The organism is Streptomyces sp. NPDC048352, assembly GCF_040651895.1.
In the GTDB taxonomy this organism is placed as follows: Bacteria; Actinomycetota; Actinomycetes; order Streptomycetales; family Streptomycetaceae; genus Streptomyces.
Window position 1 is genome coordinate 1 of record NZ_JBEZKZ010000021.1, and the last position, 25,085, is coordinate 25,085.

18 protein-coding genes are annotated in these 25,085 nt (G+C 74.7%); 11 read left to right on the forward strand and 7 right to left on the reverse strand.

The genetic code is table 11. The features are described 5' to 3' along the window. Positions 1-129 precede the first annotated feature (129 nt). From AB0D45_RS13855 to AB0D45_RS13880, 6 genes are all read left to right on the forward strand, one after another. A complete protein-coding gene (locus tag AB0D45_RS13855) occupies positions 130-2,331 on the forward strand; it encodes a glycogen debranching N-terminal domain-containing protein (RefSeq protein ID WP_362458202.1) in 2,202 nt (733 codons plus the stop codon). A 117-nt stretch (positions 2,332-2,448) separates the two neighbouring features. Further along, positions 2,449-3,195 carry an NUDIX domain-containing protein gene (locus AB0D45_RS13860; protein ID WP_361598784.1) on the forward strand — a complete coding sequence of 249 codons (747 nt, stop codon included), beginning with the start codon at positions 2,449-2,451 and terminating at the stop codon, positions 3,193-3,195. Between the two features lie 164 nt (positions 3,196-3,359). Continuing rightward, complete coding sequence (locus tag AB0D45_RS13865) at positions 3,360-5,378, forward strand: ABC transporter ATP-binding protein (RefSeq protein ID WP_362458205.1); 2,019 nt, start codon at positions 3,360-3,362, stop codon at positions 5,376-5,378. Between the two features lie 147 nt (positions 5,379-5,525). Further along, on the forward strand, positions 5,526-6,467 hold the full coding sequence (locus AB0D45_RS13870; protein WP_362458208.1) for an FCD domain-containing protein: 942 nt from the start codon (positions 5,526-5,528) through the stop codon (positions 6,465-6,467). A gap of 379 nt (positions 6,468-6,846) precedes the next feature. Continuing rightward, positions 6,847-8,418, forward strand: coding sequence for an RNA polymerase sigma factor (locus AB0D45_RS13875; RefSeq protein WP_361598793.1), 1,572 nt, complete (start codon positions 6,847-6,849; stop codon positions 8,416-8,418). Positions 8,419-8,611: 193 nt separating this feature from the next. Then, on the forward strand, positions 8,612-9,466 hold the full coding sequence (locus AB0D45_RS13880; RefSeq protein WP_361598796.1) for a serine protease: 855 nt from the start codon (positions 8,612-8,614) through the stop codon (positions 9,464-9,466). A gap of 200 nt (positions 9,467-9,666) precedes the next feature. Here the strand turns inward: AB0D45_RS13880 and AB0D45_RS13885 are convergent, their stop codons facing one another. Then, positions 9,667-9,900 carry a hypothetical protein gene (locus tag AB0D45_RS13885; protein WP_361598799.1) on the reverse strand — a complete coding sequence of 78 codons (234 nt, stop codon included), beginning with the start codon at positions 9,898-9,900 and terminating at the stop codon, positions 9,667-9,669. A 446-nt stretch (positions 9,901-10,346) separates the two neighbouring features. Between AB0D45_RS13885 and AB0D45_RS13890 the strand changes: the two genes are divergently transcribed. The 3 genes from AB0D45_RS13890 to AB0D45_RS13900 all read left to right on the forward strand — a co-directional run bounded on the left by AB0D45_RS13890 (position 10,347) and on the right by AB0D45_RS13900 (position 14,838). Continuing rightward, entirely contained in the window at positions 10,347-12,467 is a 2,121-nt protein-coding gene (locus AB0D45_RS13890; RefSeq protein ID WP_361598802.1) for a DNA topoisomerase IV subunit B, read from the forward strand. A 209-nt stretch (positions 12,468-12,676) separates the two neighbouring features. Then, a complete protein-coding gene (locus AB0D45_RS13895) occupies positions 12,677-13,249 on the forward strand; it encodes a DUF485 domain-containing protein (protein WP_362458213.1) in 573 nt (190 codons plus the stop codon). Then, on the forward strand, positions 13,246-14,838 hold the full coding sequence (locus tag AB0D45_RS13900; protein WP_362458216.1) for a cation acetate symporter: 1,593 nt from the start codon (positions 13,246-13,248) through the stop codon (positions 14,836-14,838). The genes AB0D45_RS13895 and AB0D45_RS13900 overlap by 4 nt, the downstream gene beginning before the upstream one ends. 22 nt (positions 14,839-14,860) lie before the next feature. Here the strand turns inward: AB0D45_RS13900 and AB0D45_RS13905 are convergent, their stop codons facing one another. The 5 genes from AB0D45_RS13905 to AB0D45_RS13925 form a co-directional block, all read right to left on the reverse strand. Further along, positions 14,861-15,559: a response regulator gene (locus AB0D45_RS13905; RefSeq protein ID WP_362458219.1), complete on the reverse strand. Its 699-nt coding sequence runs from the start codon at positions 15,557-15,559 to the stop codon at positions 14,861-14,863. Further along, positions 15,556-17,172, reverse strand: a complete 1,617-nt coding sequence (locus AB0D45_RS13910; RefSeq protein ID WP_362458222.1) for an ATP-binding protein — start codon at positions 17,170-17,172, stop codon at positions 15,556-15,558. The genes AB0D45_RS13905 and AB0D45_RS13910 overlap by 4 nt, the downstream gene beginning before the upstream one ends. Positions 17,173-17,257: 85 nt before the next feature. Then, positions 17,258-17,767 carry a cupin domain-containing protein gene (locus AB0D45_RS13915; RefSeq protein ID WP_362458225.1) on the reverse strand — a complete coding sequence of 170 codons (510 nt, stop codon included), beginning with the start codon at positions 17,765-17,767 and terminating at the stop codon, positions 17,258-17,260. Between the two features lie 14 nt (positions 17,768-17,781). Continuing rightward, positions 17,782-18,213 carry a DUF4267 domain-containing protein gene (locus AB0D45_RS13920; RefSeq protein ID WP_362458228.1) on the reverse strand — a complete coding sequence of 144 codons (432 nt, stop codon included), beginning with the start codon at positions 18,211-18,213 and terminating at the stop codon, positions 17,782-17,784. 35 nt (positions 18,214-18,248) lie between these two features. Then, the gene (locus AB0D45_RS13925; protein ID WP_362458231.1) at positions 18,249-18,923 is read right to left on the reverse strand and encodes a hemerythrin domain-containing protein; all 675 of its coding nucleotides are present in this window, start codon (positions 18,921-18,923) and stop codon (positions 18,249-18,251) included. 121 nt (positions 18,924-19,044) lie between these two features. Between AB0D45_RS13925 and AB0D45_RS13930 the strand changes: the two genes are divergently transcribed. Then, positions 19,045-22,545, forward strand: coding sequence for a BTAD domain-containing putative transcriptional regulator (locus AB0D45_RS13930; protein ID WP_362458234.1), 3,501 nt, complete (start codon positions 19,045-19,047; stop codon positions 22,543-22,545). A gap of 8 nt (positions 22,546-22,553) precedes the next feature. Here AB0D45_RS13930 and AB0D45_RS13935 read toward each other — a convergent pair whose 3' ends face one another. After that, positions 22,554-23,861, reverse strand: a complete 1,308-nt coding sequence (locus AB0D45_RS13935) for a citrate synthase (protein ID WP_362458236.1) — start codon at positions 23,859-23,861, stop codon at positions 22,554-22,556. Positions 23,862-23,931: 70 nt separating this feature from the next. Between AB0D45_RS13935 and AB0D45_RS13940 the strand changes: the two genes are divergently transcribed. Then, on the forward strand, positions 23,932-25,083 hold the full coding sequence (locus AB0D45_RS13940) for a citrate synthase/methylcitrate synthase (protein ID WP_362458239.1): 1,152 nt from the start codon (positions 23,932-23,934) through the stop codon (positions 25,081-25,083). Positions 25,084-25,085: the final 2 nt, after the last annotated feature.

Genomic DNA, 25,085 nt, shown 5'->3' on the forward strand with positions numbered 1-25,085 from the left:
GCCGGGCGGGGGCAGCCGCCCCCGGGGTGCGTGACCCGGGCGGGGGTGGGGGCGTTCAGCTGGGGGGCGGTGGGGGCCCGGCCGCGCCGCCGCCCCGCAGAACCGGCCGGCGCGCAGACAAGGCGGCACATGGCTCCCCCCGTACCCGAAACCGGCCCGCCCGGACCCCCTCCCGCCCCTGCGCCCGGTCCGCCGGAACCCGTCCGCGGGCGCCCGGCGGAGGGCCTCCCGGCGGCAGGCCTCCCGGACCGTCCGGCCGGCCCTCCTCGCGGGGCGGAGCCGCCCGGACGGGTGCCCGGGGCAGGGGTGCCTGGGCAGGGGCCCGTGGGTGGCGGTGGCGCCGGCGGTGGGACCGGTGGCGCGGCCGGGGCCGGCCCCGGGGCCGGGCGCAGGGCCGAGTTGCCGCCGGTGCACGGGGCCGTGATCTGTGTCGCCGCGCCCTGCCTGGTCATCTCGCCCGAGCACGGCCAGCTGACCGGGCGCGGCATCGACGGGATCTACCGCTCGGGGCGGCGACTGCTGTCCCGCTGCGTCCTGCGCGTCGCCGGGCGGGAACCGGTCGCCGTCCAGGGCCGCAGCCTCGGCGCGGACCGGGCCGCCTTCACCGCCACCGTCCGCACCGGCGTCGAGGCCGGGCCGGACCCCGACGTCGGGGTGGAACGCGTCCGGCACGCCGACGGCACCGAGCGCATCACCGTGCGCAGCTTCGCCGCCCGCCCCCTGCGCCTGCCCGTGGAGGTCTCTCTCGGCACCGACCTGGCCGACCTGGCGGCGGTGGCCGCGGGCCGCGCCGGGCCGGAGCTCGCCGCCGGGGTGCACGCGGCGGGGCTGCGCTGGAGCAGCGGGGACGCCCTGGCCGTCACCACCGCCGAACCGGCCCCCGACGACGCCCTCGCCTCGGCCGGACTGCTCCGCTGGGAACTGCGGCTGGAGCCGGGCGAGTCCCGCAGCATCGAGCTGCGGACCACCCGGGACCGCGCCGCCAGAGCCGCCGCCGGGCAGGTGGCGAACCCGCTGGCCGCAGCCCGGGCCGAGGGCGACGACCCGAGGGCCGACGCCTGGTTCCGCACCAGCGTCGAAGACCTCCGGGCGCTGCTCCTGCGGGACCCGGGCGGACCCGGCGACGCCTTCGCGGCGGCCGGAGTGCCGTGGCGGCTCGGGCTGGCACCGGCGGAGTCGCTGTGGGCCGCGCGCATGGCGCTGCCGCTCGGCACCGGACTGGCCGCCGCCACGCTGCGGACCCTGGCCCGCAGTCAGACCGGGGGGCGGGGCGCCGCCGCGGGCATGATCCCGGGACCGTTGCGCGCCGCCGGACCGCAGCTGCCGCCGGGGTGCACCGGGACCGAGGCCACCCTCGGCTTCCCGGCGGTGCTCGCCGAGGCCCGGCGGTGGGGCCTGCCCGAGGAGGACGTGGCCCGGCTGCTGCCCGCCGCCGAGCGCTGCCTGGACTGGCTGCGCGGGGCGCTGGGGCAGGACGGTTTCCTGGCCGACCCCGATCCGGGGCCGCGGCGCTGCGAGACCCAGGCCCACGCGCACCGGGCCGCGCTGCTCGGCGCCGACCTGCTGGACGGGTGCGGGCGCAGCGGAGCCGGGGAGTGGCGGGAGTGGGCGGCCGGCCTGGCGGAGAGGTTCCGGGCCCGGTTCTGGATCGACGGCCCCGACGGGGGCCGCCCCGCCGCCGCCCTGCATCCCGACGGCCGGCCGCTGCCCCGGCTGACCGGAGCCGCCGCGCACCTGCTGGACACGGGGCTGCTGGGCGGGGGCCGGCTCGCGCCCGGCCTGCTGGACCCGGTCCGCGCCGAACAGCTCGCCCGGCTGCTGGGAACCCCCGCCATGGACTCGGGGTGGGGGCTGCGGAGCATGGCGGCCCGCGAGCCGGGACACAACCCCTTCGGCCACAGGTCGGGAGCGGTCCGGGCCCATGAGAGCGCCGTCGCGGTGGCCGGCCTCGCCCAGGCGGGCTTCGAGAAGGAGGCCGCCGGTCTGCTGCGGGGCCTGCTCGACGCGGCGGAGGCCTTCGGATACCGGCTGCCGGAGATGTACGCCGCCGAGCAGCGCACTGCGGGCAGCGCGCCCCTGCCGCATCCGGCCGCGTGCCGGCCGGCCGCGGTGGCCGCGGCCGCCGGGATCCACGCGCTCACCGCCCTCGCCGGCATCCGTCCGGACGCCCCGGCGGGCACCGTCGCCGTGGCGCCCCCGGCGGGCGCGCCCCTCGGCGCGCTGCGCCTCTCCGGCCTGCGGGTGTCGGGGGAACCGTTCACCGTCCGGATCAGCCGCCTCGGCGTGGGCATGGTGGAGGAGGCGGCCGATGGGCTGCAACTGGGAGGCTGAGGTGAAGGGCACCTGGCCGGTCCAGGTGCTCGGGAAGATCCTGACTGGGGTCCAGATCACCGTCTCCGGGATCACCAAAGGACTGTTTATCGTCAGGCAGACGACTATGATCGCTGCATGTCGCCCTACGACCCGTCGGCCTTTCCGCCCTTCGCCGTCACCGTCGACCTGGTCGTCCTCACCGTGCGGCGCCATGCGCTCTGCGCGCTCGTCGTGCGGCGGGGTGAGCAGCCGTTCCAGGGGCGCTGGGCGTTGCCTGGCGGCTTCGTCCGCGGGGACGAGGACCTGGCGGGTGCCGCGGCCAGGGAACTCTCCGAGGAGACGGGGCTGTGCGCGCACGACCCGGCCGCGCCCGGCGTGGACAACGGCGCGCACCTCGAACAGCTCGCCACGTACGGGGACCCGCAGCGCGACCCGCGGATGCGCGTGGTCAGCGTGGCGCACCTGGTCCTCGCTCCGGACCTGCCCGCTCCGCGGGCCGGCGGCGACGCCAACAGTGCCCGCTGGGCCCCCGTCGACGAACTCCTGGAAGGCACCGGGCAGGACTCTGCCGGGCTCGCCTTCGACCACGCGCGGATCCTCGCCGACGGTGTCGAGCGGGCCCGTTCGAAGATCGAGTACTCCTCCCTGGCCACCGCCTTCTGCCCGCCCGAGTTCACCGTCGGCGAGCTGCGCCGGGTGTACGAGGCCGTGTGGGGCGTGGCGCTCGACCCGCGCAACTTCCACCGCAAAGTCACCGGCACCCCGGGGTTCCTGGTGCCCGCCGGGGGGACGACCACCCGTCAGGGCGGGAGGCCCGCGCAGCTGTTCAGGGCCGGCGGGGCGACCCTGCTCAACCCGCCGATGCTGCGGCCCGAGGTCTGATCCGCGGGAACCGCTACGACCGCGGCCTCCGCCTTCCGGGGCACGGCCGGCGGCAATATCGGTGCGGACCCGGGCCGGTTGCGTAGAAAATCGGACATATCGCGTTACCTTGCATGCGGTACTCACGCTGCCGCAGAGCGGTCTCACACCCCGCGAGAGAAGCGATGATCCAGGCCATCGGACTCACCAGCACACCCCGTCGAGATCTCCCGCCCCTCGTGGACGACCTCACCTTCGAGGCCCGCCCGGGGTGCGTGACCGCCCTGCTCGGAGAGCCGGGTTCGGGCAAGACCACCGCACTGCGGCTGATGCTCGAACTCGCACCGGGCCGCGGCGTCACATACTTCCGCGGCCGGCCGCTGCACCGGATCCCGCATCCCGCCCGCGAGGTCGGGGTCCTCCTCGGAGACGTCCCCGGGCACCCCTCGCGGACGGTCCGCAACCAGCTGCGGATGCTCTGCGCCGCCGTCGGAGTCCCCGCCGCCCGGGCCGACACGATGATGGAGGTCGTCGGTATCGGCGGCCTGCGCGACCAGCGGCTCGGCTCGCTCTCGGCCGGCATGGACCGCCGGGTCGGGCTGGCGGCGGCCATGCTCGCCGACCCCTGCACCCTGCTCCTCGACGAACCCACGGCAGGGCTCGCCCCCCGCGAGCGCGCCTGGCTGCACGCGCTGCTGCGGGGCCACGCCTCGCTGGGCGGAACCGTGCTGTTCACCACCGACGACGCGAAGGAGGCGGCGCGCAGCGCGGACCGGGTCGTCTCCATCGCCTCGGGCCGGCTCGTCGCCGACCAGGACGCCGCCGACTTCGCGCGCACCCGGCTGCGTCCGCGGGTCGCCGTGCGCACCCCGCACGCCGCCCGGCTGGCCGACGTACTGGGCCGCGAGGCCAGGGCCGCACACCGGGGGGTGGAGATCGTGGAGGAGAGCGGCAGCCGGCTCTCGGTGTACGGGAGCAGCTGCGCCGAGATCGGGGAGGCCGCGTTCCGGCACGGCGTATTGGTCCACCAGCTCGCGGACGAGACCGGCGACACCGCCCTGCCCGTCCCGCCCGTGCCGCAGGCGCGCACCGGGGCCGGCTCCGGGGTCCGGCTCGAAGCCCGCCTCGAAGCTGCGGCCCAGGTCCGCACCGGCCCGCACCCGGGCACCGCCGCCTCCGACCCCCGCCCGGGCACCGCCGCCTCCGGCCCCTGCCCCGGCGCCGCCGGCTCCGGCAGCGCCGACCCCGGCTCCGGTGCCACCGACCCCGCGATCACCGACCCGCGCCCCGCCGCCACCGGGGTCCGCAGCGCCGCGGCCACCCCGCCCGCCCCCCCCGCGGGGCCGGCCGCAACCGCCGGTGCCTTCCCCCGGCGGGCCCGGCCCGCCCGCGACGCCCGCACCGTGCGCCCCGCCCCGGCGGTGCGCCGCATCGGCGGTCCCCTGCGACCGGTGCGCTACGAGCTGCGCCGCGTCTTCGGCACCGCCACCCCCTACCTGACGGCCGTCCTCGTCGCCGTCGTCTCGGCCGCCACCGCCCTCGTCCTCGCCCGGGCCGGCCACACCTCGCAGAACCGGATGCTCGCCGCCTGGCCGGAGCCGTTCCCGCTGCCTCCCGCCGCGCTGGGCGCCGGATTGCTGGGCGCCCTGGCCTTCGGCGAGGAGTACCGCTACCCCGCCCTCGCGGCCGACCGGGGCACCGTGCCGCGACGGCTGGGGCTGCTCACCGCCAAGCTCGGCGTGTGCGCCGCCCTCGCCCTCCTCCTCGGGGCCCTCGCGGTCACCGCCGACGCCGCCGCGCTCCACCTCGTCTTCGGGCCGGCGCTGCTGCGCGCCCCGGCGGAGTGGGCGGCCCCCGCCGCGAGTTGGGCCGGGCTGCTGGTCGGGTGCGCCTGGGCCGGTGTGCTCGCCTCCGGGGCCTTCCGGTCCGCCGTCCTGGGCCTCGCCGCAGTGCTCGCCGTACCGGTGGCGGTCGTACCGCTGGTGCGCAAGGTGCTGGAGGGCCCGTCGGCCCACCCCGCGAGCGGGGTCGCCTCCCGGCTGCGAGCCCTGACCTCCGCCCCCTTGCCGCCGGAGGCGGACCGCTTCGTACTGGGAGCGCTTCGGGTGATGGCCCAACCCGTGGGTGCGGCGCTGCTGTTGTCGTTGATGGTCCTGTTGTGCGCCTATGCGTTCACAGGACTGCGCACCCGCGTCCGTTGGTGATCGTTCCGAGGCGGGACGCGACCCCGGAGCGACCGTAGAAGTCCGCTTCGCGCGAAATCACGCGAAGCGGACCACAACTCCCCGCAAAAGGCCCGGTTCCTTACGATAAGGCGTCAATTGCGTAGGTGGCGGCGATCACCCTTTCGTGTGCTTTTCACCAAAGACCTCAAGGGTGATGGAGGCACGACCGACAAAGGATTCGTGAGTACCCTTGCGCGCACCATGATGACCGCCGCCCGCCATGCCGACTCCGGCCTCGCCGGCCCGGGCGACCTCGACCGCTACCCCTACGCGGAGGCCTCCGGCTCCGAGCGGGTCGGACCACCCCACTGGGACGGCGCCGACGTCGAGTTGAGCCGCGTCGGCCGCCGTGCGGCCGGCAGCCGCGGCCGCGGGCTGCACGGCCAACTCGTCCAGCAGCTCGGCCAGATGATCGTCTCGGGCGACCTCGGTGCCGACCGGCCGCTGGTCCCCGAGGAGATCGGCCAGCGCTTCGAGGTCTCCCGCACCGTCGTCCGCGAATCGCTGCGGGTCCTGGAGGCCAAGGGCCTCGTCAGCGCCCGCCCCAACGTGGGCACCAGGGTCCGGCCGGTCGCCGACTGGAACCTGCTCGACCCCGACATCATCGAGTGGCGCGCCTTCGGCCCCCAGCGCGACGACCAGCGCCGGGAGCTCAACGAGCTCCGCTGGACGATCGAGCCGCTGGCCGCCCGCCTCGCCGCCGGTCACGGCCGCCCGGAAGTCCAGCAGCGCCTCTCCGACATGGTCGAGATCATGGGCCACGCCCTCGGCCAGGGTGACGCGATCACCTTCGCGCGCGCCGACAACGAGTTCCACGCCCTCCTGATCCAGGTCGCGGGCAACCGCATGCTGGAGCACCTCTCCGGCATCGTCTCCGCCGCCCTCCAGGTCTCCGGCAGCCCCATCACCTCCTGCGACCGCCCCAGCGAAACCTGCGTGGCACACCACGCGCGGATGGCCGAGGCCCTGGCCGCCGGCGACGCCGCGGGCGCCGAGAACGCCATGCGCCAGCTCCTGACGGTGCAGCCGGAGGTCGAGCGCGTGGTCCCCGCCCCGCGCGAGCACTGACGCTCCGGCGCGCGGGGGCGTGGGAGCGCACCACCGGTCGCCGGGTCCCTCACGGGCCCGGCGACAGCGGTGTGAGGGCCCCCACCCGAGGCCGAACGGGTACGTACCGTTACAAAAACACCACGAGTGAGCACTCGGTGTGACGCAGGCCACCAGGAGGCGTGCTCCGGACACGAAGATTGGGCGTAACGCTCCGCGACGTCACGCGATGACCTAAGAGGTGATGGCCGACGGAGGGAAGACAGCAGCCCTTGGGGGTGCTGTGCAGCTCCCCGGCCCCTGCCCGCGCCCCCGGCCCATCCCCAGTCGGTGGTCGTCGGCTCCGGTCCAGCACCAGGCCGGGGTCGGAAGCCGTTCCCATCGTTCCGAGAGGTTGTTCGTGTCGGCCAGCACATCCCGTACGCTCCCGCCGGAGATCGCCGATTCCGAGTCCGTGATGGCGCTCATCGAGCGGGGCAAGGCCGAGGGGCAGATCGCCGGCGATGACGTGCGTCGGGCCTTCGAGGCTGACCAGATTCCGGCGACCCAGTGGAAGAATGTCCTGCGCAGCCTCAACCAGATCCTCGAGGAAGAGGGTGTGACGCTGATGGTCAGTGCCGCGGAGTCGCCCAAGCGCACCCCACGCAAGAGCGTCGCAGCGAAGACTCCCGCGAAGCGGACGGCGACGAAGACCGTCGCGGCCAAGACGGCGGCCGCCCCGGCAGCGGCCGACCCCGCCGCGGAGGCGGGGACGCCGGACCCGGAGACCACCGACGCGCTGGCCGGGGAGCCCGCAGCCGAGCCCGCCGCGAAGAAGACGGCGGCGAAGAAGACCGCGGCCAAGAAGGCCGCCCCCGCCAAGAAGGCCGCCGCGAAGAAGACGGCGGCGAAGAAGACCGCCGCCAAGAAGGCCGCCGACGAGGGCGACGAGGAGACCGTCGACGAGGCCCCCGACGCCGTGAAGGCGGAGGCCGAGGAAGAGGACGAGAGCGGCGAGAACAAGGGCTTCGTCATCTCGGACGACGAGGACGACGCCCCGGCGCAGCAGGTCGTCGTGGCCGGTGCCACCGCCGACCCCGTCAAGGACTACCTCAAGCAGATCGGCAAGGTGCCGCTCCTCAACGCCGAGCAGGAGGTCGAGCTCGCCAAGCGCATCGAGGCGGGCCTGTTCGCCGAGGACAAGCTGGCGAACTCCGACAAGCTGGCGCCCAAGCTCAAGCGCGAGCTGGAGATCATCGCCGAGGACGGCCGCCGCGCCAAGAACCACCTGCTGGAGGCCAACCTCCGCCTGGTGGTCTCCCTGGCCAAGCGCTACACCGGCCGCGGCATGCTCTTCCTCGACCTGATCCAGGAGGGCAACCTGGGTCTGATCCGCGCGGTCGAGAAGTTCGACTACACCAAGGGCTACAAGTTCTCCACGTACGCGACGTGGTGGATCCGGCAGGCGATCACGCGTGCCATGGCCGACCAGGCCCGCACGATCCGCATCCCGGTGCACATGGTCGAAGTGATCAACAAGCTCGCCCGCGTCCAGCGTCAGATGCTCCAGGACCTGGGCCGCGAGCCCACCCCGGAGGAACTCGCCAAGGAACTCGACATGACCCCCGAGAAGGTCATCGAGGTGCAGAAGTACGGCCGCGAGCCGATCTCCCTGCACACCCCGCTCGGCGAGGACGGCGACAGCGAGTTCGGTGACCTCATCGAGGACTCCGAGGCGGTCGTCCCGGCCGACGCCGTGAGCTTCACGCTCCTGCAGGAGCAGCTCCACTCGGTGCTCGACACCCTGAGCGAGCGCGAGGCGGGCGTCGTGTCGATGCGCTTCGGACTGACCGACGGGCAGCCCAAGACCCTCGACGAGATCGGCAAGGTCTACGGGGTCACCCGTGAGCGCATCCGCCAGATCGAGTCCAAGACCATGTCGAAGCTGCGCCACCCCTCGCGGTCCCAGGTGCTGCGCGACTACCTCGACTGAGCGGGCACGCCGGCTGAGCCGGCCCGGGCGGCCGGGGGGCGGGGCTCCCCCCGGCACCCGGCCGTCCCTCCACCGGCCGCCGAAGGACCTTCGACGGGACTCCGAGGGCCCCGCGACCGGCCGCGCAGGTGCGGTCGGCCCCCGGTCATCCCACTCTGGGTGTAATCGAGCACACTCAGAGTCAGGAGGCCTCATGAGTCGTCCCTTCGCCCGAGCCCTGGCGGGCGCTCTGACCCTGGTGGCGGGAGCGGCCGCGGCGCCGCTCGCCCAGGCGCCCACGGCAGCCGCGGACAGCGTCGTCATAGGCGGGAAGCCGGTCAAGGTCGCCGACAGCCCCTGGGTCGTGGCCCTCGCCAGCCGTGACCGGTTCGGGGGTACCAGGGACGGCCAGTTCTGCGGCGGGGTCGTCGTCGGACCGAGCACGGTGGTGACGGCGGCCCACTGCCTCGGCCGCCAGGTCCTGGGCGGGCCGGTCGAATCGGTCCCCGACTTCCGCGTGATCACCGGGCGTACGGAGCTCCGCGCGCCCGACGGCCGCGAGATCGCGGTGCGCGCGGCCCGGGTGAACCCGGCGTACGACCCCGAGACCAACGCGGGGGACCTCGCCGTACTGGAGCTGGCCGAAACGGTGCCGGCCGATCACGTCCTCCCGATGGCGGCGGCCGGCCACACGGCCTACGCGGCGGGCACCGAGGCGGCGGTCTACGGGTGGGGCGACACCAGCGGCTTCGGCGACTACGCGTACGGGCTGCGGGCCGCGCAGGTCACGGTGCTGGCGGACGACGTCTGCCGCCGCGCGTACCCCGGGGACGCCGACGGACAGTACCGCCAGGAATCCATGGTGTGCGCGGGCGACGGCACCGGCGGGAAGGACGCCTGCCAGGGCGACAGCGGCGGACCGCTCGTGGCCAAGGGGCGGCTCATCGGGGTGGTGTCCTGGGGCCGCGGCTGCGGGCGGGCCGACAGCCCGGGGGTGTACACCCGGATCGCCCCGTTGGTCGGGTTCGTGAGCGGCTCCGAGACGGGCGGGGAGCCGGGAGGGGTCTAAAGGGGTGGGCGGGGCGCCCGGAGGGGCTCCAGGTGCCCCGTACGGCCCCGCGAGGGGTGCGGGGGCCGGAAAGGGGCGGGGCGCTGGAGCGGGAAGTGCCTCGGACATGAGGACGGGCGGCGTCCCTGGGTCTCAGAGATGCCGCCCGTCGACCGGCCTTGCCGGTCCTGGCTCGTCGGATGCGAGGTGCAGGCCTTGTGTCAGCGGTCCTCGTCGGCCGCGCCGGCGGCCGGAGCGGACGTGAGCCGCTCGGTCTCATCCTGTATCTCCGCGGCGATCTTCTTGAGTTCCGGCTCGAACTTGCGCCCGTGGTGGGCGCAGAAGAGCAGTTCACCACCGCTCAGGAGGACGACGCGCAGATATGCCTGGGCGCCGCAACGGTCGCATCGGTCAGCGGCCGTCAGCGGGGTCGCGGGTGTCAGAACAGTAGTCACGTCGCCTCTTCTCTAGCTCGACGAGCTGTCGTACCAGGGTCAACATCCAACCAGGCCGAAAACGTTCCCGCTCGCGGCTTTTCCTCGAAACTTCCTTCCGAAGCTGGCCGGCTGCTGCCGGTTGGCGGCGAAGGAGCCGTATTGCGTTGCTTTACGGTTTCGCGTTGTCAGTCGTTCGCTTGTAGCAGTTCTCGTCCTCGCCGGCGTGAGTGCCGGTGTTCATGAGGACGTGCCCGAACCCTAAATGGTTCATGCGTCGAAGGGAACGTGATGTTTGCTTCACCCCCACGGGGGATCGAACATCCGTGCGGATCTGCACTACGCTGAGGAAGCCGCGAGGGTGGCGTTGCATCCGCTCTACCAGGCCTCGGTACCCTTCGACCGGCGACCCAGCCACCCCTGCGCCCTACCGGGCCAGAAAAGAAATTCAGCGAGGAGCGAACTGCGTGACCGCCGACACGTCCGTGCCTTCCAGCGCGCTGCTGTCCGGAGCAGACCGGGACGGTTCCAACTACACCGCGCGGCACCTGCTCGTCCTCGAAGGCCTCGAGGCCGTTCGCAAGCGCCCCGGCATGTATATCGGCTCCACCGACAGCCGGGGCCTGATGCACTGCCTCTGGGAGATCATCGACAATTCCGTCGACGAGGCCCTGGGCGGCTACTGCGACCACATCGAGGTGATCCTCCACGAGGACGCCTCGGTCGAGGTCCGCGACAACGGCCGCGGCATCCCGGTCGACGTCGAGCCCAAGACCGGCCTGTCCGGCGTCGAGGTCGTCATGACCAAGCTGCACGCCGGCGGCAAGTTCGGCGGGGGCTCCTACGCCGCCTCCGGCGGTCTGCACGGCGTCGGCGCCTCGGTCGTCAACGCCCTCTCCGCCCGCCTGGACGTCGAGGTGGACCGCGGCAGCTCCACGCACGCCGTCAGCTTCCGCCGCGGCGTGCCCGGAATGTTCACCGAGCAGGGGCCCGACAGCCCCTTCGACCCGTCGAGCGGGCTGCGCAAGGTCAAGCGCATCGCCAAGGGCAAGACCGGCACCCGGATCCGCTACTGGGCCGACCGCCAGATCTTCCTCAAGGACGCCCGGCTCTCCCTGGAGAACCTCTATCAGCGCGCCCGCCAGACCGCCTTCCTCGTCCCGGGCCTGACCATCGTCGTCCGTGACGAGCGGGGCATCGACGGCGCCGGCAAGACCGAGGAGACCTTCCGCTTCGACGGGGGCATCAGCGAGTTCTGCGACTACCTCGCCCAGGACAAGGCCGTCTGCGACGTGCTGCGCCTGACCGGCACGGGCACCTTCAAGGAGACCGTCCCGGTCCTCGACGACCGCGGCCACATGACCCCCACCGAGGTCACCCGCGAGCTGGGCGTGGACATCGCCCTGCGCTGGGGCACGGGGTACGAGAGCAGCGTCAAGTCCTTCGTGAACATCATTGCCACCCCCAAGGGCGGCACCCACGTCTCCGGCTTCGAGCGTTCGGTCACCAAGACCGTGAACGAGGTGCTGCGCTCGGCGAAGCTCCTGCGCGTCGCCGAGGACGACGTGGTCAAGGACGACGCGATGGAGGGGATGACGGCGGTCGTCACCGTCCGCCTCGCCGAGCCGCAGTTCGAGGGCCAGACCAAGGAGGTCCTCGGCACCTCCGCGGCCACCCGGATCGTGGCCGCCGTCGTCGCCAAGGAGCTCAAGGCCTTCCTGACCTCCACCAAGCGCGACGACAAGCAGCAGGCCCGCGCCGTGATGGAGAAGATCGTCGCGGCCGCCCGGACCCGCATCGCGGCCCGGCAGCACAAGGAGGCGCAGCGCCGCAAGACCGCGCTGGAGTCCTCCTCGCTGCCGGCCAAGCTGGCCGACTGCCGCAGCGACGACGTGGACCGCAGCGAGCTCTTCATCGTCGAGGGCGACTCCGCGCTCGGTACGGCCAAGCTCGCGCGGAACTCCGAGTTCCAGGCGCTGCTGCCGATCCGGGGCAAGATCCTCAACGTCCAGAAGTCCTCGGTCTCGGACATGCTGAAGAACGCCGAGTGCGGCGCGATCATCCAGGTCATAGGAGCCGGCTCGGGCCGTACCTTCGACATCGACGCCGCCCGCTACGGGAAGATCGTCCTGCTCGTCGACGCCGACGTCGACGGCGCCCACATCCGCTGCCTGCTGCTCACGCTCTTCCAGCGGTACATGCGCCCGATGGTGGAGGCCGGCCGGGTCTTCGCGGCCGTGCCGCCGCTGCACCGGATCGAGCTGGTCCAGCCGAAGAAGGGCCAGGACAAGTACGTCTACACGTATTCGGACAACGAGCTGCGCCAGACCCTGCTGGAGTACCAGCGCAAGAACATCCGGTACAAGGACGCCATCCAGCGCTACAAGGGCCTCGGCGAGATGGACGCGGACCAGCTGGCGGAGACCACCATGGACCCGCGCCACCGCACCCTGCGGCGGATCAACATCGGCGACCTGGACTCCGCCGAGCAGGTCTTCGATCTGCTCATGGGCAACGAGGTGGCCCCGCGCAAGGAGTTCATCACCGGCTCCGCGGCGACCCTGGACCGCTCGCGCATCGACGCCTGATCCGGGGGGGCGGTACCGGCCGGGGCGGCCGGTACCGCGCGCCCGGACCCGCCGGTGCGGGACGCCCGGAAACGGTGCCCCGGCACACCGGTACCCCGCGCTCCATCACCTGAAGGGGTGAAGAGCACCGGGACATCAGTCCGGAAACCGACCATCCGGCACATCCTTGTGGGCACGCGGCCAATGCGGCAGCGGACAAGGAGAGTTCGGTGGACAAGCACGAAGGCCGTGATGCCGGAACGATCCGGCTGGACGACCCCTGGTACCACGCACTGGCCGTGGGCTGGGGCGAAGGCGAGGGGGAGGGCGCGGACCCGGTCCCGGCCCCCTCGTCCCCCGGAGGCCGGCCGGCGCCCCGCGCATCCGACATCTACCTCGAAGTGCAGCGCAGCGCCGCCTTCCAGGAGGTCCGCGGGCGCTACCGGCGGTTCGTCGTCCCCGCGACCGCCGGCTTCTTCCTCTGGTACGTCGCCTACGTGGCCGCCGCCACCGCGGCGCCCGGGTTCATGGCCCGCCCCGTGGCCGGAGCGGTCAACGTGGCCCTGCTGGCGGGCCTCGGGCAGTTCCTCAGCACCTTCCTGCTGACCTGGGCGTACGCCCGGCACGCGCGGCTGCGCCGGGACCGTGCCGCGCTCGACCTGCGCTGGACGGTCTTCGAGCAGGAACGCGAGCAGGAGCGGGCGCAGGAGCGGGCGCAGGAACGCGAGCAGGAACGGGTGCACCAAGGCGGGCAGGAGCCCGGCCGGCAGCGTCCGCGCACGGTCCGGGGGGAGGGGGCGTGACCCACGAGCACCAGACGCTCGCGCTGATCCTCTTCAGCGCCTTCATCGCGGTCACCCTCGGCATCACGACCTGGGTCAGCCGCAACCGGCACGGCTCGGCCGAGGAGTTCTACGCCGGCGGGCGGCTTTTTACCCCCATGGAGAACGGTTTCGCCATCGCCGGCGACTACATGTCCGCGGCCTCCTTCCTGGGGATCTCCGGGCTGATCGCCCTCTTCGGCTACGACGGCCTGCTCTACTCGGTCGGCTTCCTCGTCGCCTGGCTGGTGGTCCTGTTCCTGGTCGCCGAACTGGTGCGCAACTGCGGGAGGTTCACCCTCGCCGACGTGGTGGCGGCCCGGATGAGCGAACGGCCCGTCCGGATCGCCGCCGGGACCTCCTCGGTGGTCGTCTCCGTGCTCTACCTGGTCGCCCAGATGGTCGGGGCGGGCAGCCTGGTGGGGCTGCTGCTCGCGGACTCGGGCCCCGCCGCCCGGACCCTGACCGTGGTCGGGGTGGGCGCGCTGATGGTGGTCTACGTGACCTTCGGCGGGATGCGGGCCACCACCTGGATCCAGATCGTCAAAGCGGTGCTGCTGATGGGCGGGGCCGTCACCCTGACCGTGCTCGTCCTCCTCCGCTTCCACGGAAACCTCGACCAGCTCCTCTCCGGCGCCGCCGAGCGCAGCGGGCACGGGGCCCGGTTCCTGGGCCCCGGCCTCAAGTACGGCGGGGGCTGGACCGCCCGGGCCGACTTCATGAGCCTCGGCCTCGCGCTGGTCCTCGGCACCGCGGGCCTGCCCCACATCCTGTCGCGCTTCTACACCGTGCCGACCGCACGGGCGGCCCGCCGGTCGGTGGTGTGGGCGATCGCGCTGATCGGGGGCTTCTACCTGATGACCGTCGTCCTCGGATTCGGCGCGGCCGCGCTGGTCGGGCCCGACGAAGTGCGGGCCTCGAACGCCTCGGGGAACACGGCCGTACCGCTGCTTGCGGCCTTCCTCGGCGGGGGCGCCGAGTCCACCGGCGGCGCGGTGCTGTTCGCCGTGGTGGCCGCCATCGCCTTCGCCACCATCCTCGCCGTGGTCGCCGGGATCACCCTGGCCTCGTCGGCCTCCGTCGCGCACGACCTGTACGCCTCCCTCAAGCGCCGCCACGCCCGTCAGCGCAGCGAGGTGGCCGTGGCCCGGGCCGCGGCCGTGGGCATCGGGGCGGTGGCCATCGCCCTCGGGCTGCTCGCCCAGGACCTGAACGTGGCCTTCCTGGTGGGGCTCGCCTTCGCCGTGGCGGCCTCGGCCAACCTGCCGGTGCTGCTGTACTCGCTGTTCTGGCGGGGCTTCACGACACGGGGGGCGGTCTGGTCCGTGTACGGGGGGCTGCTCCCGGCGGTGCTGCTGGTCGTCCTGTCTCCCGTGGTCTCCGGGAGTCCCGAAGCGCTCTTCCCCGGCGTGGACTTCCAGTACTTCCCGTTGCAGAACCCGGGGATCGTCTCGATCCCGCTCGGCTTCCTGGCGGGCTGGCTGGGTACGGTCACCTCCGCCGAGGAGCCGGACGAGCGCAAGCACGCCGAGACGGAGGTCCGCTCCCTGACGGGGGCCGGCGCGGTGTGAGCCCGGGTGGACGGCGGGCCGTTCAGCCGCCGTCCGGGGGGCGCCAGGCGTAGCGGTGTTCCGGGCGGCCGGTCTCCCCGTAGCGCAGGGCGAGCGTGACGCGCCCCGCCCGGTCCAGGAGCTTCAGGTAGCGCTGGGCGGTCTGGCGGCTGATACCGGCGCGGTCGGCGATCTGCTGGGTGGACAGGGGGCCTTTGGCCGCGCGCAGCACCCGGCGGACCAGTTCGGCGGTGGTGGGGGAGTGGCCCTTGGGCAGCTCGTTCGGGGTTCCGGCCGCGGCGAGGGCGCCGAAGATGCGGTCGACCTCGGCCTGTTCGGCCTCGCCGCCGCCGGAGAGGGAGCGGCGCAGGGAGGCGTAGGCCTCCAGCTTGGCGCGCAGACCGGCGAAGGTGAACGGTTTGACCAGGTACTGGAGGGCGCCGAGCCGCATGGCCGCCTGGACGGTGGCCAGGTCCCGGGCGGCGGTGACCATGATCACGTCGGTGTGCCGGCCCAGCTGGCGCAGGCGGCGGACCAGGTCCAGGCCGTTGCCGTCCGGGAGGTAGTGGTCGAGGAGGACGAGGTCCACCGGGCGGGTGGTGAGGAAGTCCAGGGCCGCGGCCGCCGAGTGGACCTCGCCGACGACCTGGAAACCGGGAACCTTCGCCACGTACGCCGCGTTGATCCTGGCAACACGCATGTCGTCGTCGACGACCAATACGTGCATCGGGGTCTCGTTCATCGCAGGGCCTCCGGGAGTACGACGGAGAACTCCGCCCCTCCGTCCTCTGCTGCACCGGCCCGGGCGCTGCCGCCCTGCCGCTCCGCGAGGCGGCGTACCAGGGCCAGGCCCAGCCCTCGCTCGCGGTGGGCCGCGGGCTGCTTGGTCGACCAGCCCTCGGTGAAGATCTCCTCGCTCCGCCCGGCGGGGATCCCGGGTCCGCTGTCGCGCACCCGCAGGACGGCGGTGCGCCCCTGCGCGCGGATGTCGACCTCGACCAGGGGCGCGGCCGAGCCGGCCGCCGCGTCCAGGGCGTTGTCGACGAGGTTGCCGAGGATCGTGACGAGACCGCCCGGGTCCACGAGACGGTCGGGGAGGAGGGTGGGCGGGGCGAGGCGCAGCGCGACGCCGCGTTCGGCGGCGACAGTGGCCTTGCCCACCAGGAGGGCCGCCACCAGCGGGTCGTGGACCTTCTCGGTGACCTGCTCGGCGGTGGTGCGGTGGACGCCGACGACCTCGGTGACGAAGGCCGTGGCTTCCTCGTGCAGGCCCAGTTCGAGGAGGCCGAGGAGGGTGTGGAGGCGGTTGGCGTGCTCGTGGTCCTGGGCGCGCAGGGCGTCGATCAGCCCCTTGGTGGAGTCCAGCTCGCGGCTCAGGTGCTCCACCTCGGTGCGGTCGCGCAGGGTGGCGACGGCTCCGCCGTCCGCGGTGGGGGCCCGGTTGGCGACCAGCACCCGCGGGCCCTGGACGGTGAGCAGGTCGCGCCCCGTGACGCGCCCGGTGAGGACGTCGGTGGTGCGGCCCGCGCCGAGGACCTCGTCCAGGGGCCGCCCCGCGAGGGTGCCCGCGCCGGCCGGGGCGAGGCCCAGCAGCCGGACGGCCTCGTCGTTGACGAGGCGCACCCGGTCGTCCCGGTCGAGGGCGATCACGCCCTCGCGGATGGAGTGGAGCATGGCCTCGCGCTCCGCGAGGAGGCCCGCGATATCGGAGAAGGCCAGGTCGCGGGTCTGCCGGTGGATCCGGCGGGAGAGGAGCCAGGCGGCGAGCGCCCCGGCCGCGAGGGCGCCGCCCGCGTAGGCGAGCAGCCCGGGGATGGCGCCGAGCAGCCGGTCGCGCACGCTGTCGTAGGCGATGCCGACCGAGACGGCGCCGACGATTTCCCCGTCGGCGGCGACCAGGGGGACCTTGCCGCGGGCGGAGCGGCCCAGGGTGCCCTCGTCGATCTCCATCACCTCGTGGCCGGCGAGTGCGTCACCCGGGTCGGTGGAGACCGGCCGCCCGATCCTTTCGGCGCTCGGGTGGGAGCGGCGTATGCCGTCGAGGTCGACGACGACCACGTACTCGGCCCCGGTCGCCCGGCGGATCCGCTCGGCAGCCGACTGGACGGGGCTGTCCGGCGTCGGCCCCGACCGCAGGAGGCCGGCGGCCAGGGACGGGTCCGCCGCCGCGCTCTGGGCGATCGCGAGGGCCCGCCGCATCGCCTGGTCGTCCAGCTGGCCGCTCAGGGGCGCCAGGAAGAGGCCGGTGGCCAGCACGGCGACCCCCGCCGCGATGGCCAGCTGGGTGAGCAGGATCTGCGAGACGGCCCGTCGGGGCAGCCCGAGGCGCCGAGCGCTCGTGGGGAGGAACCGCATGTCCAGCACCGTAGGGCGGCCGGGACCGAAGCGGAATTTCTCCGGTCTATGAGAAGGCCCACCCCAGGGCCCGCGGGGCGTCCCGTCAGGCCCTGCGGGCCAGGTCCCACGGCTCGCTGCGCGAGAAGTGGGTGTCGTAGAGCTCCTGGACGTCCAGGAGGGACTCCGGCGGCACCTTGCCGTAGGCGATGCGCTCCAGGTGGCGGAAGTACTCGAAGCGCTCGATGCCCGGGGTGATGACGATGAGGATCTCGGCGTCCTCGCCGGGGGCGGCGGCGAAGGCGTGGTCGAGGCCGGGCGGGACGATCACCAGGTCGCCGCGCCCGGCGGTCACGACCTGGTCGCCCGAGAGGAGCTGAGCGGTGCCGTCCAGGAGGTAGAAGAGCTCCGCGGAGCGGGAGTGGCGGTGGGGCGCGGCGCCGTTCGCCCCGTCGAGCAGGCTCACGCGCTGGGTGGAGAGGGCGCCACCGGTGGAGCTGCTGTCGGCGAGGAGCCGGATGGTGGTCGGGGCGGCGCCGAGCGTCTCGGCCTCGGCCTCGCGGACGATGACGGACCGGTTGAAGGAGCCTTCGCGGGCGGGCGGGATCAGGGACATCGGGGGTCTCGCTTTCAGGCGGAGCGCGCGGGGTCGGAGGCGGGGGTGGTGAGGGCGGGCGCGGCAGGGCGTTCGCGCAGCAGCAGGGCGGCGGTGACCGCGACGGCCAGGGCGGTGAAGCCGTGCACCCCGTACGCCGTGCCGGCCGGTCCGCCACTGGTCAGCACGATCACCATGTCGCCGGCGGGGACGGAGACGATCGCGGCCATGGCCCAGCCGAGCGCCCGGCGGTGTCCGGTGAGCAGCAGCGCCAGGATGACCAGGCCGGTCGAGATGTCGCGTACCCCTTTGACGGCGAGGAAGGCGGCGCCCTCCTGCCGCGGCCAGGTGGGAATGCCGAAGTCGGGGGCGGTGGCCTGCGGGGCGAGCAGGTAGCTGAGGCCGATGAAGAGGATGAACGCGCCGCCGACGGCGGCCAGGGCGGTGGTGAGGTGCTTGAGGGACATGGCGGGCTCTCCGGGAAGGGGACGTGCGGGGCGGGTCAGCGGGCGGAGCTGCGGACGGTGCGCACCCTGCGTGCGTAGGCGGGACGGCCGACGGCGTGCCACAGCAGGCGTGCGGCGGACGGCAGGGCGGTGAGCATCGCGGCGCGCTCGTCACGGTCGGCGTCCTCGAGGACCATGCCGAGGAAGAACAGCAGCTTGGGCTTGGGCGTGCTCGTCATGAAGTGCTCGCCCAGCGCGCCCCACTCGTGCGCCGACAGGTGCCGGGCTGCGAGCGGGAGGAGGAAGGCCTCCTCGTCGTCCAGGTGCTCGACCAGGACCGCGCGGTGCTCGGCGAGTACGGCGACCAGGGCGTCGCGCTCGGCCTCGCCGGCCCCGCCCTCCCAGGCGGGCAGGGCCGCTTCGGCCGCCGTGAGGCTCGCGGCGATCCGCTCGTGCTGGGCCTCCATGCGCAGCACCAGGTCCGCTTCGAGATCGACACGGGCCAGCAGCGGGGGCCACAGGTGCTCGTCCTCGCCGTGGTGGTGGTTGTCGAGGCCGAGCCGGTAGTCGCGGAAGTGGTCGGCCAGCACCCGGGCCCGGGCGGTGTCCCCGGGCTCAACGGCGGCGATCAGCTCGACCAGCAGGCGGGCCTCCCGGCGCAGACCGCGGTGGATGACCACCATCTCGTGGGTGTCGGGGGCGGGGGCGGTGCGTTCCCGTGTCGTCTTCATGGAGAGAGACTCGCGGCTGGCTCATGGAAGGTTCTTGGAAGCCTCTTGGAACCGGCTCCGGGGACACCACCTGGCTTCCCGGGGAGGGGAATTGGCCGGTCCGGCTTAGATTGGACCGGCCATGGTCCACATACGCGTACTCGGGTCCCTCACCGCCGAGCGGGACGGCGAAGCCGTCCCCCTGGGCGGCCACCGCCAGCGCTCCGTGCTGGCGCTGCTGGTATCGGCGCGCGGCCGGGTCGTATCGGTCGACCGGATGATCGAGGAGCTCTGGCAGGGCGCCGCCCCCGCCCGGGCCGTCGCCTCCCTCCAGGCCTACGTCTCCAACCTGCGCCGGCTGCTGGAGCCGGGCCGCGCCCCCCGCGCCCCCGCGCGGCTGCTCGTGAGCGCTCCCCCCGGCTACGCGCTGCGGCTGCCCGGGGACGCCGTCGACGCCTGGCGGTTCGAGGGGCTGCTCGGTGAGGCCCGCGAGCGGCTGGCCGCCGAGCCGGGGACCGCGCGCGGGCTGCTCCGCGAGGCGCTCGCGCTGTGGCGGGGCCAGGCCTACGCGGACACCGCGGACGAGCCGTGGAGCCATCCCGAGATCATGCGGCTCGGCGAACTCCGGCTGGCGGCGCGGGAGCTCGCCGTCGCCGCGGCGCTCCGGGCCCCCGACCTGGCCGCGGCCGTCTCCGAGGCGGCGCTGCTCACCGGCGAGGAGCCGCTGCGGGAGGAGGCCTGGCGGCTGCACGCGCTCGCGCTCTGGGCGGCCGGGCGGCAGGCCGACGCCCTCACGACGCTGCGCCGGGCGCGGGCCGCACTGGCCGAGGAAGCGGGGCTGGATCCCGGCCCGGCCCTGGTCGCGCTGGAGCGTGCGGTCCTGGCCCAGGACGACACGCCGCTGCGCGAGGCGACGGCTGCCGCGGGGACCGGGACCCCCGCCGCCCGGACCCCCGTGGCTCCGGCGGACGGCCCGGTGCCCGCCGGCGAGGAGGCCGGCGTCCGGGGTGAGGGCGGCCCGCGTACCGGCCCCGCGGCCGCCGGCAGCCTGCTTACCGGCCCCCCGAATACCGGCGGTCCGCGTACCAGCGGCCCGGATGTCGGCGGTCCGCGTATCGGCACCCTGGATGCCGGCACCCCGGGTACCGGCGCTCCGGATGTCGGCGGTCCGGGCGACGGCGGCCTGTTCGTCGGGCGGGAGGCCGAGCTCGGGCAGCTGACGCGGGCCGCGCACCGCGCCCGGGCGGCGGGACCGGCCGTCGCCCTGGTCACGGGCGAGGCGGGGCTCGGCAAGTCGGCGCTGCTGCACCGGCTCGGCGAGGGGCTGCGCGCCGAGGGTTGGCTCGTCGCCGTGGGCCGTACCACCGACGCCGAAGGGGCGCCGCCCGCCTGGGCCTGGGTGGAGGCGCTGCGCACCGTCGAGGCGGCGGCCCCGCCCGACCCGGGGACCGCCGCGGTGCTCGCGCCGCTGCTGGCGGAGGGCGTACGGCCGGACGGGGAGGACGCCGCCGCCGGGCGGTTCCGGCTGCACCGGGCCGTCTGGCAGTGGCTGGCCGGCGCGGCGCGGGGGCGGCCCGTCGCCGTCGTCCTGGACGACCTGCACTGGGCCGACTCCGAGACCCTCTCCCTGCTGTCCGGGGTGACGGAACTCGCGCCCGGGACGCCGCTGCTGCTCGTGGCCGCGTACCGCCCCGACGAGGTGGAGGGGCGGCTCGGCGACACCCTCGCCGGCCTCGCGCGCCGCTCCCCGGCCCGGGTCGTCCTGCGCGGTCTGCCCGAGGAGGCCGTGGCCGAGGTGGTGCGGGCGCTGGGCGGGCCGGACGTCGACCCGGAGACGGTGGCCGCGCTGGCGGAACGCACCGGAGGCAACCCCTTCTACGTGCGGGAGAGCGCGCGGCTGCTCGGCGGCGAGGGGACGCTGGTGGCGCTGTCCGAGGTGCCCGAGGGGGTACGGGACGTGCTGCGCCGCCGGTTCGGGCGACTCCCGGAAGCGGTGGTCGCCGTACTGCGCCTGGCCGCCCTCGCGGGACGGGAGTCGTCCGTCGAGGTGCTCGTGGAGTCGGCCGACGCCGACGAGGACGCGGTCCTGGCCGCCCTGGAGGCCGGGCTGCTGGCCGGGCTGCTGGTCGAGCCCGGGCCCGGACGGGTCCGCTTCGCGCACGCCCTGGTCCGCGACACCCTGCTGGCCGACCTCAGCCGGCTGCGGGCCTCTCGGATGCACGCGCGGATCGGGGCCGCCCTGGAACGGTTCGCCCCGGACGACGTGTCCGTGCTGGCCCACCACTTCGCGCGCGCGGCCTCCTCGGCGAGCGCCGCCAAGGCCGTGGACTACTGCCTGCGGGCCGCCGCGCTCGCCGAGGCCCGGTACGCGCACGAGGCTGCGGCGGGCCGACTGGCCGACGCGGTGGCCTGCGCCGAGCGCCTCCCCGCGGCCCACGGCGGCGACCGCGAGGCCGAACGCGCCGAGCTGCTCGGGCGGCTCCTGCGGGCGCAGGTGCGGGCCGGGGCGGTCACCGCGGCCCGCGAGACCCGGCGCACCGCCGTCGACCGGGCGGTCGCGGCCGGCCGGGAGGAGCTCCTGATCCGGGCCTTCACCGCCTGGAGCGAGCCGACGCCGTGGCAGACGCGGCCCTACGGCGTGGTCGACCGTCCGGTGGTGGAGCAGCTGGAGCGGCTGCTGGCGCGGACCGGCCTGGAACCGGCCGTACGCTGCCGGCTGCTGTGCGCGTACGCCGCCGAGCTGTCCGACGCGAAGGTCCCCGCCGTACGGGCCGCCGCGCGCGAGGCGCTGGTGCTGGCCCGGCAGGCGGGGGACCCGGTGCTGCGGGCGGGCGCGCTCGCGACGCTGGTCAAGGAGCTGGACGCCGACCTGGAAGGGCCGGAACGGGCCGCCCTGGGGCGCGAACTCGAACAGCTCGGTGCCGAGCACGACCTGCCGTCCCACCAGTGGTACGGGATGTTCGTCCGCTCCACCGCCCTCGCCGCCGAGGGCGACGTCGCCGGCGTGCACCGGCTCGTGGAGCAGTGGACGGAGTTCGCGCGGACGTACCGCATGCCGGGTCCGATGGCCGTCGGGGAGACGGTGGCGGCGACCCTCGCGCACATAGAGGGGCGCACCGGGGAGGCGGAGCTGCGCTACCGGCAGTCGGCGGCGCGGATGGCCCGGCAGGGCTCGCCGCACGCGGAAGGGCACCTGGTGATCGCGACGGCGACGCTGCGGGCCGGCCAGGGCCGGATGGCGCAGGCGCTGCCGTGGGCCCGGCAGGTGTACGCGGCGTTCGGGCCGGCGGCCGCCGACCTGCTCGCGCCGGCGCTGGCCGCGGCGGGGGAGGCGCGGGAGGCCCGGGAGGTGCTGGCCCTGGCGGGACCGCTGCGCACGGACTACCTGTTCAAGGTGTTCGGGACCTTCCGGGCGATGACCCTGGTGCTGCTGGGGGAGCGGCGGGGCGCGCGGGAGCTGTACGAGGCCCTGCTGCCCTACCGGGACGCCCCGCCGCCCTCCTCCGGGTTCACGGTGGCCGTCCGCCCGGTGGCCCGCACCCTCGGCGAACTGGCCGTCCTGCTGGGCCGCGACGCGGAGGCCGCGGAGCACTTCGCCCGCGCCCGGGCCATCGAGGAGCGGTGGCGCGGCCCCGGGCCCTGACCCGCCCGTCAGGGCAGCGGGCGGGGAGGGCGGGGGCCCGTGTAGTGGCCGCTCGGGCGCATGCGCAGGGGGCGCTCCCGGTACTCCTCCAGCGCGTGCGCGATCCAGCCCGCCGTCCGGGCCACCGCGAAGACCGTCTCCCCGGCCTCGGCGGTCATCCCGCAGGACACCGTGAGCACCGCCAGCGCCAGGTCCACGTTGGCGTGCAGCCCGTGCCGGGCCGTCACCGCGGCCACGTCCCGCGCCGCGCCGAGCGCCGCGGCGGCCTGCGGGAGCGCCTCCAGCCTCCCGAACAGCGCCCGCGCCCTCGGGTCCTCCCCCCGGTACAGCCGGTGGCCGAGCCCGGGGACCCGGCGCCCCGCGCGCAGGTGCTCCGCCACCACCGGCGCGGCGCCGCCCCGCTCCAGCACCTCCGCCAGCATCCGGTGCGCGAGCCGCCCGGCCGCACCGTGCAGGGGGCCCTCCAGCACGCCGAGCCCGGCCGAGACCGCCGCGTACGGATGGGCCCGCGCCGAGGCGGCGACGCGTACCGCCAGGGTGGAGGCGGCCAGGTCGTGGTCGACCAGCAGGGCCAGGGCCAGGTCCAGGGCGTCCACGGCCGCCGGGTCCGGCTCCCGCCCGGTCAGGCGGGGCCACAGCGCCCGGGCTAGGCGTCCGTCGCCGTCGCCGTCGCGGTCGCCGTCACCGTCGCCCGAGACGGAAGCCGGGACGGAAGCCGGGGCGACGGCCGGGGCCGCCTCGGGCAGGGCGCCGACCAGCGTCGGGATCAGGCAGCGCGCGGAGCCGAGGACCGCCTCCTCGGACAGGTCGAAGCGCAGCGGGTCCACCACCGCCGCGGCGGCGACCGCGACCCGGAGCCGGTCGAGGGGCCCGCCGTGGTCGGGCAGCGCGGCCACCGCCCGCCGGGCGGCGGCGAGGGCCTCAGGGGGAGCGGTGAACCGGGCCCCGTGCGGCAGGCTGCCCGTCCAGAGCCACTCGGCGACCTCCTCGTAGGCGTACCGGGAGGCCAGCTCCACCGCGTCGACGCCCCGGTAGAAGTACCGGTCGGCCTCGATGAGGGTGAGCGCGGTACGCACGGCGAGCTCCCCGGCGGGGCCGGCGGCCTCGCGCCGGCTGCGCCGCGCCAGGGCCTCCACCTCGCGCGCGTCGAAGGTGCTGCCCCGGCCGGCCGCATCGCGGCGGCTGCCGAGCTGGCCGCGGCTGACGTACGCGTACACGGTCGCGGGCTTCACCCCGAGGAGCTGCGCCGCTTCCCGAGTGGTGAGCCGTATCCCGGCGCTGATGTCGGAGGGCCGCTCCCCGGCCAGATCACTCATGACACCCAGCCTATATATATTGATCGAATCAACATTGACATCGATCCGGTCAAGGGTGGATGGTCCCTGCATGAACACCACCGTCGAAGTACCCCGCGGTCTCGCGGGAGTCGTGGTCACCGACACCCGGCTCGGTGACGTCCGGGGCCGCGAGGGCTTCTACCACTACCGCCAGTACTCGGCCGTCGAGCTCGCCGCCAGCCGCACCTTCGAGGACGTGTGGCACCTGCTGTTCCGCGGCACGCTCCCCGCGGACGGCGCCGAGCGGGCCGCCTTCACCGCCGAGACCGCCGCGCTGCGCCACCTTCCGGCCGAGGTGCGGGACACCCTGCCCGCCCTCGCCCGCGCCACCGCCCCCTCCGGACCGCTCGCCGGGCTGCGCACCGCGCTGTCGCTACTCGGCGCCAGTGCCGGCTTCCGCCCGGTCTACGACCTCACCCCCGAGCGCCGGGCCGCCGACGCGCTCGCCGCCTGCGCCGCCGTACCCACCCTGCTCACCGCCCTGCACCGGCTGGGCCAGGGTCTGGAGCCGGTCGAGCCGCGCGACGACCTCCCGTACGCCGCCAACTACCTGTGGATGCTGACCGGCAGCGAGCCCGACCCCGCCCGGGCCCGTGCCGTCGAGCAGTACCTGATCTCCACCGTCGACCACGGCTTCAACGCCTCCACCTTCACCGCCCGCGTCATCGCCTCCACCGGTGCCGACGTGGCCGCCTGCCTCACCGGGGCGGTCGGCGCGCTCTCCGGCCCGCTGCACGGCGGGGCCCCCAGCCGCGCCCTGGACACCCTCGACGCCATCGGCACCGTGGAGCGGATCGGGCCGTGGATCCGGGAGCGGGTCCTGGCCGGGGACCGGATCATGGGGTTCGGGCACCCGGTCTACCGCACCGAGGATCCGCGCTCGCGGATGCTGCGGGACATCGCCCGGCGGTTCGGCGGGCCGCTCGTGGACTTCGCCGTCGAGGTCGAGCGGCAGGTGGAGGAGATCCTCGCCGAGCTCAAGCCGGGCCGCGAGCTGCACACCAACGTGGAGTTCTACGCGGGCGTGGTCATGGAGCTGTGCGGACTGCCGCGCGGGATGTTCACCCCGACCTTCTGTGCGGCCCGGGTGGTGGGCTGGAGCGCCAACGTCCTGGAGCAGGCCGCCGACTCCAAGATCATCCGCCCGGCCGCGCGCTACACCGGACCGACGCCGCCGCAGCCGGTACCCGTCCTGGGCTGACT

What these genes read in the sequence shown, in the direction of transcription:
- AB0D45_RS13855 (WP_362458202.1), top strand. Translation starts at nt 130, where the DNA reads ATGGCTCCCCCCGTACCCGAAACCGGCCCGCCCGGACCCCCTCCCGCC.
- AB0D45_RS13860 (WP_361598784.1), top strand. Translation starts at nt 2,449, where the DNA reads ATGTCGCCCTACGACCCGTCGGCCTTTCCGCCCTTCGCCGTCACCGTC.
- AB0D45_RS13865 (WP_362458205.1), top strand. Translation starts at nt 3,360, where the DNA reads ATGATCCAGGCCATCGGACTCACCAGCACACCCCGTCGAGATCTCCCG.
- AB0D45_RS13880 (WP_361598796.1), top strand. Translation starts at nt 8,612, where the DNA reads ATGAGTCGTCCCTTCGCCCGAGCCCTGGCGGGCGCTCTGACCCTGGTG.
- AB0D45_RS13905 (WP_362458219.1), bottom strand. Translation starts at nt 15,559, where the DNA reads ATGAACGAGACCCCGATGCACGTATTGGTCGTCGACGACGACATGCGT.
- AB0D45_RS13910 (WP_362458222.1), bottom strand. Translation starts at nt 17,172, where the DNA reads ATGCGGTTCCTCCCCACGAGCGCTCGGCGCCTCGGGCTGCCCCGACGG.
- AB0D45_RS13915 (WP_362458225.1), bottom strand. Translation starts at nt 17,767, where the DNA reads ATGTCCCTGATCCCGCCCGCCCGCGAAGGCTCCTTCAACCGGTCCGTC.
- AB0D45_RS13920 (WP_362458228.1), bottom strand. Translation starts at nt 18,213, where the DNA reads ATGTCCCTCAAGCACCTCACCACCGCCCTGGCCGCCGTCGGCGGCGCG.
- AB0D45_RS13925 (WP_362458231.1), bottom strand. Translation starts at nt 18,923, where the DNA reads ATGAAGACGACACGGGAACGCACCGCCCCCGCCCCCGACACCCACGAG.
- AB0D45_RS13930 (WP_362458234.1), top strand. Translation starts at nt 19,045, where the DNA reads ATGGTCCACATACGCGTACTCGGGTCCCTCACCGCCGAGCGGGACGGC.
- AB0D45_RS13935 (WP_362458236.1), bottom strand. Translation starts at nt 23,861, where the DNA reads ATGAGTGATCTGGCCGGGGAGCGGCCCTCCGACATCAGCGCCGGGATA.
- AB0D45_RS13940 (WP_362458239.1), top strand. Translation starts at nt 23,932, where the DNA reads ATGAACACCACCGTCGAAGTACCCCGCGGTCTCGCGGGAGTCGTGGTC.